This is a genomic window from Vibrio sp. 1S139, assembly GCF_041439475.1.
Taxonomy (GTDB): Bacteria; Pseudomonadota; Gammaproteobacteria; order Enterobacterales; family Vibrionaceae; genus Vibrio; species Vibrio crassostreae_C.
Genome location: NZ_JBGOOD010000058.1, coordinates 13,399 through 30,024, shown reverse-complemented (window position 1 = coordinate 30,024; position 16,626 = coordinate 13,399). Strand labels below are relative to the sequence as shown.

Sequence of the window (16,626 nt, the reverse complement as noted above, 5' to 3'; positions counted from 1 at the left end):
TCATTCGTTATATCGACGATGGTCACTTATCTATCGATAATAATCGCGCTGAACGTGCAATTAAACCACTGGTCATTGGCAGAAAAAATTGGCTGTTCTCTAACACACCAAATGGTGCTGAGGCGAGCGCGATGCTTTACAGCATCATCGAGACCGCGAAAGCCAACGGTCTTATCCTCTACGACTACATGGTCAAGTGCATGAAAGAGCTGGCGAAAGCTGAGCCTGATATCGACGCACTCCTGCCTTGGAACTTCAAACACTGACAAGTCGCCCCGTGGGTTCATGGGGCGGATACACCTTTACGGCTAAGTGCATATGGTCAACCTGGACGTTCAGCTCAACAACTTCACATCCAAGTTGATTACAGTAAACATTCATACACCGATAAACTTCTTTGCCTACATTGTTCTTCAAGATCCTAAATCTGTATTTTGGCGTCCACACTATGTGATATTGACATATCCAAAATACGTGGGGAGCTTGATTGTATCATTCATGTTATTTATCCTCTTTGACTTCGCTAAAAATCAAGGGAGCATTTAACATGGGTAGAACTACAGGCAAAGCCTAACTGAATGATAACCACCTGCTGAAGTAGGTGGTTTAGGGCGAAAACAAAAACATCCTCCTCTCTTTAATACTTCGATGTAATCCATCAATTTGCACCTAGCTACCATGACGAACCCAAGTTTCCGAAGCCGTCAAGAAGTGAAGATAAATAAGTTAAAACCCATAAAAGTACGCTTAGGTGTTCCATCACCTTGAACAACGCAATGAATTTCGCTGCCAAACACGAGTTCAAATTTTCTAGACTTGGCACTCTTCGCAATAAAACGTATTGCGTTGTCCGATTTTTAGCTCTTGAATCAGCGCTTCGCAGCTTGGGCATTTTTTACCTGCTTTACCATACACTTGCAGCTCTTGTGCGAAGTAGCCTGGTTTACCATCAGCCTGAGAAAAATCTTTCAGCGTAGTACCACCTTGCTTGATAGCCGTTGCGAGTACTTGTTTAATCTCATCGGTTAACAAGATCCATTCGGCTTTGGTCACTTTGTTTGCCGATCGTAACGGGTGGATTTTTGCAGAGAACAAGGCTTCGTTAGCGTAGATATTCCCGACACCGACCACTACTTTGTTGTCCATGATGAACTGCTTGACTGCGACTTTACGCTTTTCTGCTTTCTCAGCGATGTAATCAGCGTTAAAGTCGTCCGTTAACGGCTCAGGACCAGAACCAAGCAACACAGAGTGGACTTCATCAGGCGCCGACCACAACCAAGCGCCAAAGCGGCGAGGGTCGTTGTAGCGCAATACTTTGCCATTGGTGAGCTTAAGATCCACGTGATCGTGCTTTGCTGCTGGGAAGTCAGCATCTAATACGCGTAGTGAGCCAGACATACCAAGGTGAACAATGGCAGTGCCAGTATCCGTTTCAATCAATAGGTACTTTGCACGGCGCGAGATAGAGCGAATCACCTGCCCTTCTAATGCTTTTAACTCTTGTGGGATATCCCAACGCAGCTTAGGCGTGCGAAAAGTAAGGGTTTTAATGGTCTCGCCAACTAAATGAGGCGAGATCCCCATACGGCTTACTTCGACTTCGGGTAATTCAGGCATAGTTAGTCGTCCGATTTAGAGGAGTGGTTAGCGTTAAAGCTTGGAAACAGGTAGCTCTCTTCAATAGACACCGCCAACCACTGATCATTCCAGTTTTTTAACAACCAGAACTCAGGCAATTGATAATAGGTAATACGCTGGGGCTCTTCTTGGTCTTGATACCATACTTCGATGGTGTGTGGTGTATTTAACCGAGGCGTAAGGTCTGTGTAGGTCTGTGAGTCGACTTCCGTGCCCACAAGCTCTTTCCAACGTTGTGACAGCTCTTGTGCATTGGTGGCTTGAGGAAAGTCAGTATCTTCGAACTGGTAAACCCATTGATTATCTTGTTGAATGACAGACCACTTAGCAAAGTGTAACGCTTGAAGCTTTGCTGTTGGGTTCAGGAGATAAGGATAAGGGCTATCAACCTGCGGTTCAGGCTCGATAAGGTACGCTTTGATCAATGTTGGAAGGTTTAACACGCCAATAAAAGCGATCACACTGAACATGAGTATGTTGTTCCACCGGCGTCCACGATATCTCATCTGATTCTGCTCATCTAACCTATTGAACATTCAGTATATCGTGAAAGTGGCAATACTTTCTATGTTGTACAGATTTCTATCTATCAGAGGCTATATCAAGCAAGAATAATTGAGTTCCTCAAATTGTAGATATAAAAAAACCCAGCGATTAAACTGGGTTTTTCAATTCTTTCTTCTACTGAAGAAGAGCAAAAAAAGCATCAATTACTTGATTTTAGCTTCTTTGTACATAACGTGTTGGCGAACTACTGGATCAAACTTTTTGATCTCAAATTTGCCTGGCATGTTACGCTTGTTCTTATCAGTTGTGTAGAAGTGACCAGTACCTGCAGAAGATACTAGACGAATTTTCTCACGAATGCCTTTAGCCATTGCTTAATTCCTCTTAAACGTTTTCGCCACGTGCACGGATATCAACAAGAACAGCATCGATGCCTTTCTTATCAATGATACGCATGCCTTTAGCAGTTAGACGTAGTTTAACAAAACGTTTTTCGCTCTCTACCCAGAAACGATGAGTTTGTAGGTTCGGCAGAAAACGGCGCTTAGTAGCATTGCGTGCGTGTGAACGGTTGTTACCCGTTACTGGACGCTTACCAGTTACTTGGCATACTCGGGACATGAATGTCTTCTCCAATCGTTTCAGCTCGATATCAACCTTGGTGGCCGAACCTCTCTATCAATTAAAATAGAAGGTAAAAACCGTTATGGAAAATCCATACAAGGCTATCAAAGGTCGCGCATTATACTAACTTGACACGCATTGCTCAAGACCCGAACAGATCCTTTTTACGGATTTCGTGATCTTTTTTTGTGCAGCGCAGCTTGCTTGAGTAATCAGAGCTGATTTTAGGTCTAAAAATGTGGGCGGAATAATAGCAGATTTAACGCAACTAACAACCTAAAATGTGATTCAAATCCATCCACGCTCTGCAAAAGAGACAACTTCACCATCTCCAACGACAAAATGGTCGAGAACTCGGATGTCCACCAGCGCTAATGCGTCGGTTAATCGGCGTGTAATCCGCCTATCCGCTTGGCTGGGCTCAGCAACACCTGAAGGATGGTTATGAGCTAAGATTAATGCCGCCGCATTATGATGAAGTGCCCGTTTAACCACTTCCCGCGGGTAAACCGATGCGGCATCGATGGTTCCTTCAAACATCACCTCGTCCTTTATTACCCTATTTTGGTTATCGAGGAACAATATATAGAAGGCTTCTCGCTGGCGATCACGCAACATGCTCGAAAGATAAAGCTTAGTATGGCTAGGGCTAGTGAGTGCATCTCCGCGAGATAAAGTCTCTGCTAGATAACGCTGCGTCATCTCTAATACAGCCTGCAATTGAACATACTTGGCCTGCCCCATCCCTTTATGAGCACAAAACTCTTCCTGTGTTGCTGAAAAAAGATGACGGAGTGAGCCAAAGTCTTTGATCAACTTGTCAGCGAGTTCCAAGACGTTCATTCCTTGTGTCCCTGTTCGCAGGAATATCGCGAGCAGTTCAGCATCACTCAAAGAATCAGGCCCTCTATTTAACAACTTTTCTCTCGGCATCGATTCGGCAGGTATTTTATCTATTGGCATATAAAGACAATCATTGGTCATGAACACAACCCATCACCTTAATGAGATCGTAATCAGAGATCCTTCGATAGAGATCAAAGGAAACGAGACACTAACAAAATCGTGTAATTGATAAGTTTGATAACACCAACTTGATGAGCGTCAACTCTGTTCGAGTTCTGCTTCTAGGCACTTATCCTTTGTTCTGATATCGTAAGTCGCAGAGAAATTAAGGAACAGAATCATGCAAACATTGGTTAATCAACTGGATAACGCTGACCTACAAGGCCTAGCTGGGAAAAAAATCCTACTTGGCATTAGTGGTGGTATCGCTGCGTATAAATGTGCCGAACTGACTCGACGCTTAATTGAGCGTGGAGCACAAGTACAAGTCGTGATGACAAATGCAGCCAAGGAGTTCATCACTCCTCTCACCATGCAAGCCGTCTCTGGAAGGCCAGTGTCTGATAGTTTGCTTGATCCTGCTGCTGAGGCTTCCATGGGGCACATCGAGCTCGCAAAGTGGGCTGACTTGGTATTACTAGCGCCAGCAACCGCAGATCTGATTGCTCGCATGACCGCAGGCATGGGTAACGACCTACTGACCACTTTGGTTTTAGCAACCGATGCGCCAGTCGCGGTATCTCCAGCAATGAACCAACAGATGTACAGCCACCCTGCGACTCAAGAGAACATTGCGACACTAAAACGTCGTGGTTGTGAAATTTGGGGGCCAGCAGCTGGCGAGCAAGCGTGTGGGGATGTCGGTATGGGTCGTATGTTAGAGCCAATGCAGCTCGTGCATCGCTGTGAAGACTTCTTCCAACCTAAGCCGCTTACTGGCCGTTCTGTGCTTATTACTGCAGGCCCGACTCGTGAAGCGATTGACCCTGTGCGTTACATTACCAACCACAGCTCGGGCAAAATGGGCTATGCACTGGCTGAAGCGGCCGCGAAACAAGGTGCAACAGTGACTCTAATCAGTGGCCCTGTTTCATTAGCGACGCCAAACAAAGTTAATCGTATTGATGTCGACAGCGCACAACAGATGTTTGATGCCGTTACTGCTAACGCTTCTCAACACGATATTTTCATCAGCTGCGCCGCAGTTGCCGATTACCGCCCTGAGACCATTGCAGACCAAAAGCTTAAAAAGGTCGACGGTAAAGACGACATGACCATTCAAATGGTTAAAAACCCAGATATTGTCGCTTCTGTCGCTTCAATGACCGAAGGTCGCCCATTTACTGTCGGCTTCGCAGCAGAAACTCAAGATGTTGAGAAGTACGCACGCGGTAAACTAGAAAGAAAGAACCTCGATATGATCTGCGCCAACGACGTCTCAGTTGAAGGCCAAGGCTTCAATAGCAGTAGCAATGAGCTGCACCTTTATTGGAAAGGCGGCGATAAATCTCTACCACTGGAGAGCAAAGACACACTTGGTTTCCAGATCCTCGATCAGATCCAACAGCTTATTAATGTATAAACGCACAAATTTGCTCTGATAATCTGCTGACACCTCTCGATTCTGTTGACCTAGGGCTCACAAAACTAGGAAACAGAATTGAATGGTGTTTATAATCCTTCTTCACTCAATCCTCATCTTTAGGAAAGGAAGTAAATAGATGGCTGGTACTCGAAAATCAAACCGTCGTGAAGAAATCCTACAAGCTCTCGCACAAATGTTGGAATCGACCGAAGGTGCTTCTCGTATCACAACGGTAAAGTTGGCCAAGCAAGTGGGTGTTTCTGAAGCTGCGTTATACCGCCACTTCCCAAGCAAAGCCCGCATGTTTGAAGGCCTGATCGAGTTCATTGAAGAAGCGTTGATGTCTCGAATCAACCGTATTCTGGATGAAGAGAAAGACACGCTAGAGCGCATACGCCTAGTGCTACAACTTATCTTAGTTTTCTCAGAACGTAACCCAGGCCTGACTCGAATTTTATCTGGTCATGCTCTAATGTTTGAAAATGAACGCCTGCGTGATCGCATCAACCAACTTTTCGAACGCATTGAGACGCAACTTCGCCAGATCCTGCGTGAAAGAAAGCTTCGTGAAGGGAAATCATTCCCGGTTGATGAGAAAATCTTAGCCGCTCAACTGCTCGGTCAAGTTGAAGGCAGCTTGAATCGATTTGTTCGCTCAGACTTCAAATATCAACCAACAGAAAACTTTGATGCTTATTGGGCACTGCTAAGCGCTCAGATTAAGTAGCAATCAAATTAAGTGGCAATCAAATCTTAAGTGATGGTTATGACGACGAAAACTTCTTCAGCAAACGGCACAGCACAACACGTGATTACTAAGCCGCCTTTTACTCTAGCTCTACTTCACCCTAAATATTGGGGTGTATGGTTTGGTTTTGGGTTATTGGCGCTTATTGTTAACGTTCTCCCTTATCGCCTCTTACTGCTGTTAGGCCGATCGTTAGGCTCTTTGGGTGCTCGCTATGGTAAAAAGCGCGTCGCGGTAGCAACACGTAACTTGGAGCTCGCCTTCCCAGACAAGCCAGCAGATGAAGTCGCGGCAATGGTCAGTGAGAACTTTAAGAACACAGGTATGGCACTCATCGAAACCGGCATTACCTGGTTCTGGCCAACGTGGCGTTTCAAGCGAATCCTAGTAGATAAAGACACCCAAACACTGCGTACACATAAAGCCAACGGTAAAGGTGTTCTTCTATGCTGTGTGCATGCCTTAAATCTAGAGATCACTGCGCGAGCAATGGCTGTATTAGGTATTTCTGGTTTAGGTGTTTATCGCCCGCACAACAATCCGGCTTATGAATTCATTCAATACCGTGGTCGTACTCAAAACGGCAACCGCCTGATTCACCGTAAAGACGTGAAGCGTATGATTCGAATCCTGCGTCAAGGTGAGATCCTTTTCTACCTACCGGATCATGATTACGGTCGTAACAAGTCTGTGTTTGTGCCTTTCTTCGCAGTAGAAGATGCGTGTACCACAACAGGCACCAGTATCCTAGCTTACACTAGCCGATGTGCACTTGTTCCGGGGTCTGGTTTTAGAAATGCCGATGGCAAATATGAGATCATGGCCGATGAATCAATTGAAGATGACTATCCACAGAAAGATGAGAAAGCGGCTGCCGCCTACATGAACCGCTACCTTGAGAAGATTATCTTAAGAGCACCAGAACAGTGGATGTGGCTGCACAAGCGCTTTAAGACCATGGAAGACCCAGAAGTGGAGCGCGGCATTCGTTATAAATAATGAATACTGAACCAAAAGGAAAGGGGCTGATGAATCATCAGCCCCTTGTGCATTCTATAGTCTAATTACGAGTAGTATTAGATGCCGTATTGAGCGCGGTATGCTTTTACTGACTCTAGATGTGCTGCGTCTGTGCCTTTCTCTTCAAGGAAAGTCACCAAGTCAGTCAGGCTAACGATTGAGATAATCGCACAACCGAAGTCACGCTCAACTTCTTGAATCGCAGACAGTTCGCCTTTGCCCTTCTCTTGACGGTCGATAGCAACAAGCACGCCCGCTAAATCAGCGCCATTTGCTTGGATGATTTCCATCGACTCACGAATCGCAGTACCTGCAGTGATCACGTCGTCCACTAACATGATGCGACCTTCAAGCGCGCTACCGACAAGGTTGCCACCTTCACCGTGGTTTTTCGCTTCTTTACGGTTGAAGCAGTAAGGCGTGTCTACATCGTGGTGATCCGCTAGTGCAACCGCTGTCGTCGTTGCAATTGGGATACCTTTGTATGCAGGACCAAATAGTACATCAAACTCAATGCCAGAATCAGCCAATGCTGCTGCGTAGAAGCGACCTAAGCGCGCTAGGTCACGACCTGTATTAAACAATCCAGCATTGAAGAAGTAAGGGCTCTCGCGGCCAGACTTTAAAGTAAACTCACCAAACTTAAGTACTTCTTTCTCTAGTGCAAATTCAATAAATTCACGTTGATATGCTTTCATGCTCATCCTCTATGTTTACTCAATAAAACTTAACTTACGCCCTGTACCACCCTTTCAGGTTTTACAGACAAAAAAATAGCCCCCAAATTGGGAGCTATTAAAAATGACTAGTCGGCCAACGCAGCTTTCTGCGCTTCGACGATATCGGCAATGCCCTTATTAGCCAGGGCTAAAAGCTGCATCAGCTCTTCGTGGCTGAACGGTTCGCCTTCTGCGGTGCCTTGAATCTCAATCATCTTACCGTCTTCCGTCATTACAACGTTCATGTCGGTATCGGCTGCTGAGTCTTCAACGTACTCAAGGTCACACAGTGCTTGTGCACCAACGATGCCCACTGAAACTGCCGCTACGTGGCCTTTCATTGGGTTCTTTTTCAGTTTGCCGCTTGCTAGTAGGCTGTTGATAGCATCAGCCATTGCAACGCTTGCACCTGAGATAGAAGCAGTACGAGTACCGCCGTCTGCTTGGATAACATCACAATCGACAGTGATCATAATTTCACCCATTACTTTCAGGTCAACAACAGCACGTAGGCTACGAGCGATCAGACGTTGGATTTCCATCGTACGACCACCTTGCTTGCCGCTCGCCGCTTCACGACGGTTACGAGTGTGCGTTGCACGTGGCAGCATGCCGTATTCAGCCGTTACCCAACCCTTTCCTTGGCCTTTTAACCAACGCGGTACGTTTTCTTCTACCGTCGCATTACATAGAACTTTAGTGTTGCCGAACTCAACTAATACAGAACCTTCAGCATAAGCTGTGTAGTTACGAGTAATTTTAATTGGACGAATTTGATCTACAGCGCGGTCATTTGGACGCATTGGTATCTACCTTATTAACAGTCTGAAGTGATTTACTATCGAAAGAGTGCATCACCTAAGAAAGAGGTGAGACAGTTTTGATTGGGGCAAGATTATATAGCAGTTTATCGTGCAAATCTATTTACCGTTCAAAGCTATTTATCACGAAAGGCTATTTACAGTGAAAAGCGACAGGCTTCGAGAGCACACCATATCGTGATACTATGCGTGCGCGTTATTTTCAGAATGATAAAAGACAGGAAAATTCGATGATTTATAGTATGACCGCGTACGCACGCAAAGAAGTAAAAGGCGATTGGGGCAGCGCAGTATGGGAAATCCGTAGTGTAAACCAACGCTACCTAGAAACTTACTTCCGTATGCCTGAACAGTTCCGTGGTTTAGAGCCAATCTTGCGTGAGCGTTTCCGTAAGCGTCTAGCGCGCGGTAAGGTTGAATGTAACCTACGCTTTGAAGCAAACCCTGCTGCAAAGGGCGAACTAAGCATTAACGAAGGTTTGGCTCAGCAAGTAATCAATGCGGCGAACCAAGTAATGACGATGACTGGCGAAGAGAGCCGTTTGAACCCATTCCAAGTCATGAACTGGCCTGGTGTGATGGAAACGCCAGAGCAAGACATGGATGCCATCAACAAAGACCTACTTGAAGCATTCAACGATGCTATCGCAGAGTTCATTGATGCTCGTGCTCGTGAAGGTGAGAACATGAAGGCGCTAATCGTACAGCGCTTAGATGCAATCACTGAAGAAGTAGTGAAAGTTCGTGCACGCATGCCTGAGATCCTAGAGTGGCAACGTGAGCGTCTTCTTACCAAATTTGAAGATGCGAAAATCGAACTGGAAGGTTCTCGTGTTGAGCAAGAGCTTATCCTACTTGCGCAGAAGTCAGACGTAGCAGAAGAGCTAGACCGTCTAGATTCTCACGTGAAAGAAGCAAATGCAGTACTGAAGAAAGGTGGCGCTTGTGGCCGTAAGCTAGACTTCATGATGCAAGAGTTCAACCGTGAGTCAAACACGCTAGCGTCTAAGTCTATCAGCACAGACATCACAGCATCGGGCGTAGAGCTTAAGGTTCTTATCGAACAGATGCGTGAGCAAATTCAGAATATTGAATAACAGTCTGTAAGCTGTACACGATAAAGAATAATCAGCTTAATCAGCTTAATCAGCTTAATCAGCTTAATCAGCTTAATCAGCTTAATCAGTGTTGATTAGATCAAAATGAGCTCCTAATTTTAGGGGCTTTTTTTTATGGATACAATAATGCCAATCACCGTAAGTAAATGAGCAAAAATCGGAGATCAGAGAGTTGAACCGGAAAAGTAACTTAGAACGAAGTATAGATTGTGGATTGCGATAAGGGGGTAACGAAGTAGTGGGTATAACGAAATAATGGGATAACGAGAGTAAAAAGGTATTAAGGGTATTTCAGAGGGAAATAAAAATTTCTAAACAGGAGATAAGAAGTTAAAGCAGAAGAGGTATAGAAAGTGAAGATTAAGCTGGGAAAGTGACGCAAGTTGCTAATGCAACCTGCGTCGACTTAAAATCTTATAGAGCTACAACGTTTGCAGCTTGAAGACCTTTTTGGCCTTGCTCTACTTCGAAAGACACTTGTTGGCCTTCTTTAAGAGTCTTGAAACCTTCAGAAGCGATTGCACGGAAGTGTACGAATACGTCAGCGCCGCCGTTGTCTTGAGTTAGGAAACCGAAACCTTTCTCTTCGTTAAACCATTTTACTACGCCGTTTGTTTTGTTAGACATGATGTGTCCCTTATATAAAAATAAAAAATTAATCGCCAAAAGTGCGATGCGCTGAAAGCTTGAATTATTTAATGTATCTATGAAGCCAAGGGAAACACTGAGAATAACAATGAAGCAATACTAAGGGTTTTACTTTACAACTGATGTTTCATTTAATAACTCTGAAAACAGAGCGAGGCCATTCTTGGTGATCTGGGTCGGGTTGTAAAGCTTTATTTGAAAATAATTGATGTTTTTTTGTTCGGTTGGCTTGAATTCAAGCCCAGCTAGGTCACCGGGCTTGATTTGTAAGACTTTGATCTCAAAAAATTTACTCGTCCGGCTGCTTAGTTCTGAGATCGACATATGGCCAGTAATGGTGACCGACTCGAATCAACAGAGTTGCTGCTGCTAAGATAAATGCCGCTAAAGATAACCAAACGATCAATACCGCATCGAGTTCTTTCATGCCCAAAGTGATGTAACGAGCAATCGCCATCATCGCGATATAGATTGGGTATCGCACTGGGATCTTACCGTTCATCACAAACTGCTGAACCATCACCAACACTTCTAAATAGATAAACATCAGCAGAATGTCGGTCAATTGCACTCGGCGTTCAGCGAAGACATGCATGAACTCTTCGACCATCGCAAACAAGGTCGCGAGCGTGATCGCCACCAGCAATACCGCTTCCATAATGTGGAATACTTTTAAAAACGGCTTACTAAAAGATTTAGGTAAGTGAGAAGGCATAGTCACTCTTCAAAAAATAATTAATCCAGTCTCTACAATAGCATGCATCAATATAAGTCGCGTACTGTCAAAGCACCGACTTTAGGCTAACGCCATCAACTCATCGGTAACCAACATTAAGAAGCGACGGTAAAAAGCAACAAATACAAAAATGGCCCCGCATTCACTGCAGAGCCATCTGTTTGTCTTTTACTTAGCGACTTCTTAGTGACTAATTAGCCTTAAAGCAGAATCAGGTAAGTTAAGAACACCACACACAGTCCGTAGATAAGCGGGTGTACTTCTTTGCGCTTACCTGCGACAACCATTGTGAATGCGTAGCTGATGAAGCCCATCGCCATACCGTTCGCTGGAGAGAAGCTTAGCACTGTGAACATGATGGTAAAGAAGGCTGCAATGCGTGACTCTTTCTTTTCCCAGTTGATCTGACCAAGACGACCTACCATGTAGATGCCGACTACTACCATCGCCGGTGCAACCATTGCAGCCGAGAAGATAGAGAAGATTGGGTATAGGAATAGCGAGATTAGGAACAGACCAGCCACCATGACTGCTGCCAAACCCGTTTTTGCACCTTGAGAAGAAGCGATGCCAGACTCAGAGAAAGCAGTGATCGATGTGGTACCAAGAATTGAACCAATCACAGTACCGCCCGCATCTGCTACTAGAGCCGATTTCGCGTTTGGCACCTTGCCGTCTTTATCGATGATACCCGCATCACGGCCAACGCCGACAATGGTGCTCAAGCCATCAAAGAAATCGACAATCAAGAAGATAAGTACGATGAACAGTAGGTCGAACATTTTCTCTGGCGTGAAAGCAGAGAAATCGAAGATAGCGCCGAAGCTGCCAGCCATGCTTGGTGGCATAGCAATGAACTGCTCTGGGATTGGTGCGTTTGAAGTGCCCATGAAGACGTCAGCAAGAATCGTCAACACGATAGCAGAAACGAATGAGATGAACGTTGCTAGCTTGATGTCACGAACCATACAACCCAGTGCGATGAAGATGCTCACGTAAGCGATGATCACTTTTGGATCAGAAATGTCGCCTAAGCCTACCAATACGAATGGGTTAGAAACGATGATTCCCGCATTCTTAAGACCTAAGAAAGCAATGAACAGTCCGAGAGACACGGTAATCGCCAACTTCAAATCTTCAGGAATCGATTCAATCATCGATTTACGAATATTGGTCAATGAGAACGCAAGGTACAAAATACCAGATAGGAAGATACCGAACAGCGCTTCATTCCAAAGCACGGCAACAGATCCACTTAACAGCAGACCTTTGAAAAAGCCGTTCATACTCATGCCCGGCGCTAGCATTACAGGATAGTTGCCCCAAATGCCCATAATTAGGGTTGCGATTGCCGCAGACAGAGCCGTTGCAGTAAACACGGCACCTTTGTCCATGCCTGGAATATCACCCAAAATTGCTGGGTTAACCGCCAGAATGTAACTCATCGCCAAGAAAGTAATGAAACCCGCATACAGCTCAGTGCCAATCGTGGTTTTTCTTTCAGTGATTTTAAACATCGAATCAAGCGAGCCAGAGGTGTTCTGGGCTTTCAGGGTGGAATCGGTACTCACAACAAAACCTTTGCAATAAATTAAGAATTTGGTGATTCAAATGCTGTGAGAATAGAGAGGTCTCTACACTAAAAACTGTAGTCACCAAGGTAGGCTCGGTAGTAGAAACATCTAGTCTAGTAGGGTCTGTTAGCCCTTCGAGATGATTTTTGCAGCGAGTTGTTGGGGATTTCTACAAGGCAGAGACTTTGAAGTGTAGCTAGCCTACATAAGAAGTCGATAACGCAGTAGAAATCACCAACAAACGCTGCCCGAAGGGTTCGGCTAAAATCGTTTTATGCTTTGTTAAGGAGTCTTTACTTAGAATACTAGGCTACAAACTCCTTGCCGCGCCTAAAACGATTTTTTCTCGAACAAAACTCCATCGCGAAAGGTCAACAGACCCTAGATATATACAGCATTTAATCGTTTGCGCGGATTGTAAGGATTGAGATTAAAACTTCAACAAATTTTGTCCAGATCACATAAAAAAGTACCGATGACGAGTCATTACATTTATACAAAGATCTTTGAGAAGATCATTTGCTGATAAATAACGATCAAGCCAGTTGTTCTCAATCATCTAAATATGCTACTCTTCGCCTCCATTTTTCTGACCTAATTTTCACCAGTTGCTTCTATTAGTTTTACTCGTTATCTCTTTATAGACGTAACCAACGGCACAATTAGTAGATGCGCCATCGGAACAAAAATTAGAGTCAGTGCTATCTTTTAAAGTGTAGGTTTATTGCCTTCACTCAATCCAACCAACAGTGGAAATATACAGATGGGCAAAGGTACTCTTTACATCGTATCTGCACCTAGTGGCGCAGGTAAGTCGAGCTTGATCTCAGCAATGCTAGAAACCAATCCAACCTACGCAATGAAGGTATCTGTTTCACACACCACTCGCGGTATGCGCCCTGGTGAAGAAAATGGTGTTCACTACCACTTCGTAGAGAAGCATCATTTTGAAGACCTTATTACTAAAGGTGAATTCCTAGAGTACGCTGAAGTGTTCGGCAACTACTACGGTACTTCACGCGTTTGGATTGAAGAAAACCTAAACCGCGGTATCGATGTATTCCTAGATATCGACTGGCAAGGTGCTCGTCAGATCCGTGAACAAATGCCTCAAGCGAAGAGTGTATTCATTCTTCCACCATCAAATGGTGAACTAGAGCGTCGTTTGAATGTTCGCGGTCAAGACAGCGACGAAGTTATTGCGAAACGCATGAGCGAAGCAAAATCAGAGATTTCTCACTATGCAGAATATGATTATGTGATCGTGAATGACGACTTTGATGCAGCCCTAATGGACTTCAGAGCTATCATTCGTGCGGAGCGCTTAAAAGAAGATAAGCAAGCAGCGAAATACAGCGGCATGCTTACTGCTTTATTAGCGGAATAATCTAGATCCCCTAGATTTTCTATTGAGATAAGTATACGGTGATCTAGAAAGTATCTAGTTAAACTTGTATACTTTCTCGTCATCAAAAATTTATTAGTTAATTACTATTTGGAGTCCTCATGGCACGCGTAACTGTTCAAGACGCTGTTGAAAAAGTTGGCAACCGTTTCGACCTAGTTCTTATTGCGGCTCGCCGCGCACGTCAAATGCAAACTGGCGGTAAAGATTCACTAGTGCCTGAAGAAAACGATAAGCCAACGGTTATCGCTCTTCGCGAAATCGAAGAAGGTCTTATCACTAAAGACGTACTAGATGCTCGTGAACGTCAAGAGCAACAAGAGCAAGAAGCGGCTGAACTTGCAGCAGTAAGCAGCATCGCTCACACTCGTTAAGAACGTCATTCGAACTAATTAACCTTCCGGGCCTTTAATTTGTATCTATTCGATAGCCTCAAAGACGTTGCCCAAGAATACCTAACAGAGCCTCAAATTGAGGCTCTGCGTCAATCTTATGTGGTAGCGAGAGACGCCCATGAAGGGCAAACCCGCTCAAGCGGTGAACCATACATTATCCACCCTGTAGCTGTTTCAAGAATCCTGGCAGAAATGCGTCTGGATATCGAAACCCTGCAAGCTGCTCTGCTTCATGATGTCATCGAAGACTGTGATGTCACTAAAGAAGATCTAGAGGAAAAATTTGGCAATACCGTTGCTGAATTGGTTGATGGTGTATCTAAGCTGGATAAGCTTAAATTTCGTGATCGCAAAGAAGCGCAAGCAGAGAACTTCCGCAAGATGGTTCTCGCCATGGTGCAAGACATCCGCGTTATCTTGATCAAATTAGCTGACCGTACTCACAACATGCGCACGCTTGGGGCACTTCGTCCTGACAAAAAGCGTCGTATTGCTCGTGAAACCCTAGAGATTTATTCTCCACTAGCTCACCGTCTTGGTATTCATAACATCAAGACCGAACTAGAAGAGCTAGGCTTTGAAGCCCTCTATCCTAACCGTTATCGCGTACTTAAAAACGTAGTGAAAGCTGCGCGTGGTAACCGTAAGGAAATGATCCAACGTATCCATAGCGAAATTGAAGGCCGCCTTGAAGAGGTCGGTTTGCCTGCTCGCGTACTTGGTCGTGAAAAAAACCTGTTCTCCATCTACAACAAGATGAAAACTAAAGAGCAGCGCTTCCACACCATTATGGACATCTACGCTTTCCGCGTCGTGGTTGATACCCCAGATACTTGTTATCGCGTACTTGGTCAGGCTCACAGCCTGTACAAGCCTCGCCCTGGCCGCATGAAAGATTACATTGCGGTACCAAAAGCCAACGGCTACCAATCTCTGCACACGTCAATGATCGGTCCTCACGGGGTGCCAGTTGAGGTTCAGATCCGTACTGAAGATATGGATCAAATGGCAGACAAAGGTGTCGCAGCGCACTGGTCTTACAAAGGCAACGGCTCACGCAGCAGTAATGGCACAACCGCACAGGTTAAAGCACAACGTTGGATGCAGAGCTTACTTGAGCTGCAACAAAGCGCGGGTAACTCATTCGAATTCATTGAAAACGTTAAGTCTGATCTGTTCCCAGATGAGATCTTCGTGTTCACGCCGAAGGGTCGCATTGTCGAGCTTCCGGCAGGCGCAACAGCGGTCGATTTTGCTTACGCGGTGCATACCGATGTCGGCAACATGTGTGTAGGTGCTCGTGTAGACATGAACCCTTACCCACTCAGCAAATCGCTGAAGAACGGTCAAACTATTGAGATCATCAGTGCTCCGGGCGCACGTCCGAATGCAGCATGGCTCAACTACGTGGTGACATCACGTGCACGTACTAAGATCCGTCAGGTTCTGAAAACGATGCGTCGTGAAGAGTCGATCACGCTAGGCCGTCGTCTACTGAATCATGCACTTGGCGAACACTCTATTGGCGATATCGGCCAAGAGAATATCGACCACGTATTGTCTGATCTTCGCCTAGACAATGTTGAAGACTTACTGGCATCGATTGGTCTTGGTGAGCTGATGAGTATCGTTATTGCTCGTCGTCTACTGGGTGATGCTGACGAACTGACTGAAGTGGAAAACAACAGCGACACACCAAGGAAGAAATTGGCTATCCGTGGTGCTGAAGGTCTACTACTGACGTTCGCTAACTGTTGTCACCCAATTCCAGATGATCACATCATTGCCCATGTATCGCCAGGTCGTGGCCTTGTGGTTCACCGTGAAACGTGTCCAAACGTTCGTGGTTACCAGAAAGAACCAGACAAATACATGGCGGTTGAATGGTCTGACGATTACGACCAAGAGTTCACTGCTGAACTTCAGGTTGATCTGCAGAATCACCAAGGTGCACTGGCTGAGTTAACTAACGTTATCTCGAAAACAGGCTCGAACATTCACGGTATTTCAACTGAAGAACGTGATGGACGCCTGTACACAGTGACTATCTTGCTGACCACCAAAGATCGTGTTCATCTTGCAAGTATTATGAAAAAGCTACGTGTGATGCCACACGCGCTGAAAGTAAGACGTCGTAAGAACTAACGTTTAAACTTGATAATAGTTTTGCCAAGAATTTAAATCCCCTTAATGCTTTATCGCTTAAGGGGATTTTTATAACCGTAATCCTAGTATTTAC

General features: G+C 45.1%; 18 protein-coding genes and 1 pseudogene. 8 read left to right on the top strand and 11 right to left on the bottom strand.

The window, feature by feature from the left end; genetic code table 11:
• Positions 1–266: transposase (locus tag ACED46_RS17200; protein WP_371721994.1), on the top strand; the 266-nt coding region annotated here is incomplete at its 5' end.
• Positions 267–291: 25 nt separating this feature from the next.
• Here ACED46_RS17200 and tnpA read toward each other — a convergent pair.
• The 6 genes and pseudogenes from tnpA to radC all read right to left on the bottom strand — a co-directional run.
• Positions 292–465, bottom strand: a pseudogene (tnpA, locus tag ACED46_RS17195) (IS200/IS605 family transposase); the annotation flags it as partial.
• A 345-nt stretch (positions 466–810) separates the two neighbouring features.
• Entirely contained in the window at positions 811–1,620 is an 810-nt protein-coding gene (gene mutM, locus ACED46_RS17190; RefSeq protein ID WP_371721993.1) for a bifunctional DNA-formamidopyrimidine glycosylase/DNA-(apurinic or apyrimidinic site) lyase, read from the bottom strand.
• A 2-nt stretch (positions 1,621–1,622) separates the two neighbouring features.
• Complete coding sequence (locus tag ACED46_RS17185) at positions 1,623–2,147, bottom strand: hypothetical protein (RefSeq protein WP_032546317.1); 525 nt, start codon at positions 2,145–2,147, stop codon at positions 1,623–1,625.
• A 204-nt stretch (positions 2,148–2,351) separates the two neighbouring features.
• Positions 2,352–2,519: a 50S ribosomal protein L33 gene (gene rpmG, locus ACED46_RS17180; RefSeq protein WP_002535344.1), complete on the bottom strand. Its 168-nt coding sequence runs from the start codon at positions 2,517–2,519 to the stop codon at positions 2,352–2,354.
• A gap of 13 nt (positions 2,520–2,532) precedes the next feature.
• Positions 2,533–2,769 carry a 50S ribosomal protein L28 gene (gene rpmB / locus ACED46_RS17175; RefSeq protein WP_004728407.1) on the bottom strand — a complete coding sequence of 79 codons (237 nt, stop codon included), beginning with the start codon at positions 2,767–2,769 and terminating at the stop codon, positions 2,533–2,535.
• A gap of 291 nt (positions 2,770–3,060) precedes the next feature.
• On the bottom strand, positions 3,061–3,735 hold the full coding sequence (radC, locus tag ACED46_RS17170) for a DNA repair protein RadC (RefSeq protein WP_017071069.1): 675 nt from the start codon (positions 3,733–3,735) through the stop codon (positions 3,061–3,063).
• Between the two features lie 223 nt (positions 3,736–3,958).
• On the opposite strand from radC, the gene coaBC reads away from it, so the two are divergent.
• The 3 genes from coaBC (at position 3,959) to lpxL (ending at position 6,950) form a co-directional block, all read left to right on the top strand.
• Positions 3,959–5,200 carry a bifunctional phosphopantothenoylcysteine decarboxylase/phosphopantothenate--cysteine ligase CoaBC gene (coaBC, locus tag ACED46_RS17165; RefSeq protein ID WP_371721992.1) on the top strand — a complete coding sequence of 414 codons (1,242 nt, stop codon included), beginning with the start codon at positions 3,959–3,961 and terminating at the stop codon, positions 5,198–5,200.
• A 139-nt stretch (positions 5,201–5,339) separates the two neighbouring features.
• A complete protein-coding gene (slmA, locus tag ACED46_RS17160; RefSeq protein WP_004741428.1) occupies positions 5,340–5,930 on the top strand; it encodes a nucleoid occlusion factor SlmA in 591 nt (196 codons plus the stop codon).
• Positions 5,931–5,969: 39 nt separating this feature from the next.
• Positions 5,970–6,950, top strand: a complete 981-nt coding sequence (lpxL, locus tag ACED46_RS17155) for an LpxL/LpxP family Kdo(2)-lipid IV(A) lauroyl/palmitoleoyl acyltransferase (RefSeq protein ID WP_017063085.1) — start codon at positions 5,970–5,972, stop codon at positions 6,948–6,950.
• 77 nt (positions 6,951–7,027) lie between these two features.
• Here lpxL and pyrE read toward each other — a convergent pair whose 3' ends face one another.
• Together pyrE and rph are read right to left on the bottom strand one after the other, a co-directional pair.
• The gene (gene pyrE / locus ACED46_RS17150; RefSeq protein WP_371721990.1) at positions 7,028–7,669 is read right to left on the bottom strand and encodes an orotate phosphoribosyltransferase; all 642 of its coding nucleotides are present in this window, start codon (positions 7,667–7,669) and stop codon (positions 7,028–7,030) included.
• 107 nt (positions 7,670–7,776) lie between these two features.
• Positions 7,777–8,493: a ribonuclease PH gene (gene rph / locus ACED46_RS17145; RefSeq protein ID WP_009847983.1), complete on the bottom strand. Its 717-nt coding sequence runs from the start codon at positions 8,491–8,493 to the stop codon at positions 7,777–7,779.
• 248 nt (positions 8,494–8,741) lie between these two features.
• Here rph and ACED46_RS17140 point away from each other — a divergent pair, with 248 nt between their 5' ends.
• Positions 8,742–9,608, top strand: a complete 867-nt coding sequence (locus tag ACED46_RS17140; RefSeq protein ID WP_017063084.1) for a YicC/YloC family endoribonuclease — start codon at positions 8,742–8,744, stop codon at positions 9,606–9,608.
• A gap of 435 nt (positions 9,609–10,043) precedes the next feature.
• Here ACED46_RS17140 and ACED46_RS17135 read toward each other — a convergent pair whose 3' ends face one another.
• The 3 genes from ACED46_RS17135 to ACED46_RS17125 form a co-directional block, all read right to left on the bottom strand.
• Positions 10,044–10,256, bottom strand: a complete 213-nt coding sequence (locus ACED46_RS17135; RefSeq protein ID WP_004735656.1) for a cold-shock protein — start codon at positions 10,254–10,256, stop codon at positions 10,044–10,046.
• Between the two features lie 310 nt (positions 10,257–10,566).
• Positions 10,567–10,992, bottom strand: coding sequence for a phosphate-starvation-inducible protein PsiE (locus ACED46_RS17130; protein ID WP_371721989.1), 426 nt, complete (start codon positions 10,990–10,992; stop codon positions 10,567–10,569).
• A gap of 221 nt (positions 10,993–11,213) precedes the next feature.
• Positions 11,214–12,584, bottom strand: coding sequence for an NCS2 family permease (locus ACED46_RS17125; RefSeq protein WP_017062465.1), 1,371 nt, complete (start codon positions 12,582–12,584; stop codon positions 11,214–11,216).
• Positions 12,585–13,350: 766 nt separating this feature from the next.
• On the opposite strand from ACED46_RS17125, the gene gmk reads away from it, so the two are divergent.
• From gmk to spoT, 3 genes are all read left to right on the top strand, one after another.
• The gene (gene gmk / locus ACED46_RS17120; RefSeq protein ID WP_017062466.1) at positions 13,351–13,974 is read left to right on the top strand and encodes a guanylate kinase; all 624 of its coding nucleotides are present in this window, start codon (positions 13,351–13,353) and stop codon (positions 13,972–13,974) included.
• A gap of 119 nt (positions 13,975–14,093) precedes the next feature.
• Positions 14,094–14,366, top strand: a complete 273-nt coding sequence (rpoZ, locus tag ACED46_RS17115) for a DNA-directed RNA polymerase subunit omega (protein WP_009848003.1) — start codon at positions 14,094–14,096, stop codon at positions 14,364–14,366.
• A 39-nt stretch (positions 14,367–14,405) separates the two neighbouring features.
• Entirely contained in the window at positions 14,406–16,532 is a 2,127-nt protein-coding gene (gene spoT, locus ACED46_RS17110) for a bifunctional GTP diphosphokinase/guanosine-3',5'-bis pyrophosphate 3'-pyrophosphohydrolase (protein ID WP_017062467.1), read from the top strand.
• Positions 16,533–16,626 lie beyond the last annotated feature (94 nt).

Bases quoted from the DNA above. Each gene is read 5' to 3' on its own strand.
- ACED46_RS17130 (WP_371721989.1), bottom strand. From the start codon at position 10,992: ATGCCTTCTCACTTACCTAAATCTTTTAGTAAGCCGTTTTTAAAAGTA.
- rpoZ (WP_009848003.1), top strand. From the start codon at position 14,094: ATGGCACGCGTAACTGTTCAAGACGCTGTTGAAAAAGTTGGCAACCGT.
- ACED46_RS17135 (WP_004735656.1), bottom strand. From the start codon at position 10,256: ATGTCTAACAAAACAAACGGCGTAGTAAAATGGTTTAACGAAGAGAAA.
- rph (WP_009847983.1), bottom strand. From the start codon at position 8,493: ATGCGTCCAAATGACCGCGCTGTAGATCAAATTCGTCCAATTAAAATT.
- lpxL (WP_017063085.1), top strand. From the start codon at position 5,970: ATGACGACGAAAACTTCTTCAGCAAACGGCACAGCACAACACGTGATT.
- pyrE (WP_371721990.1), bottom strand. From the start codon at position 7,669: ATGAAAGCATATCAACGTGAATTTATTGAATTTGCACTAGAGAAAGAA.
- ACED46_RS17185 (WP_032546317.1), bottom strand. From the start codon at position 2,147: ATGAGATATCGTGGACGCCGGTGGAACAACATACTCATGTTCAGTGTG.
- coaBC (WP_371721992.1), top strand. From the start codon at position 3,959: ATGCAAACATTGGTTAATCAACTGGATAACGCTGACCTACAAGGCCTA.
- mutM (WP_371721993.1), bottom strand. From the start codon at position 1,620: ATGCCTGAATTACCCGAAGTCGAAGTAAGCCGTATGGGGATCTCGCCT.
- ACED46_RS17140 (WP_017063084.1), top strand. From the start codon at position 8,742: ATGATTTATAGTATGACCGCGTACGCACGCAAAGAAGTAAAAGGCGAT.
- radC (WP_017071069.1), bottom strand. From the start codon at position 3,735: ATGCCAATAGATAAAATACCTGCCGAATCGATGCCGAGAGAAAAGTTG.
- gmk (WP_017062466.1), top strand. From the start codon at position 13,351: ATGGGCAAAGGTACTCTTTACATCGTATCTGCACCTAGTGGCGCAGGT.
- slmA (WP_004741428.1), top strand. From the start codon at position 5,340: ATGGCTGGTACTCGAAAATCAAACCGTCGTGAAGAAATCCTACAAGCT.
- rpmB (WP_004728407.1), bottom strand. From the start codon at position 2,769: ATGTCCCGAGTATGCCAAGTAACTGGTAAGCGTCCAGTAACGGGTAAC.
- rpmG (WP_002535344.1), bottom strand. From the start codon at position 2,519: ATGGCTAAAGGCATTCGTGAGAAAATTCGTCTAGTATCTTCTGCAGGT.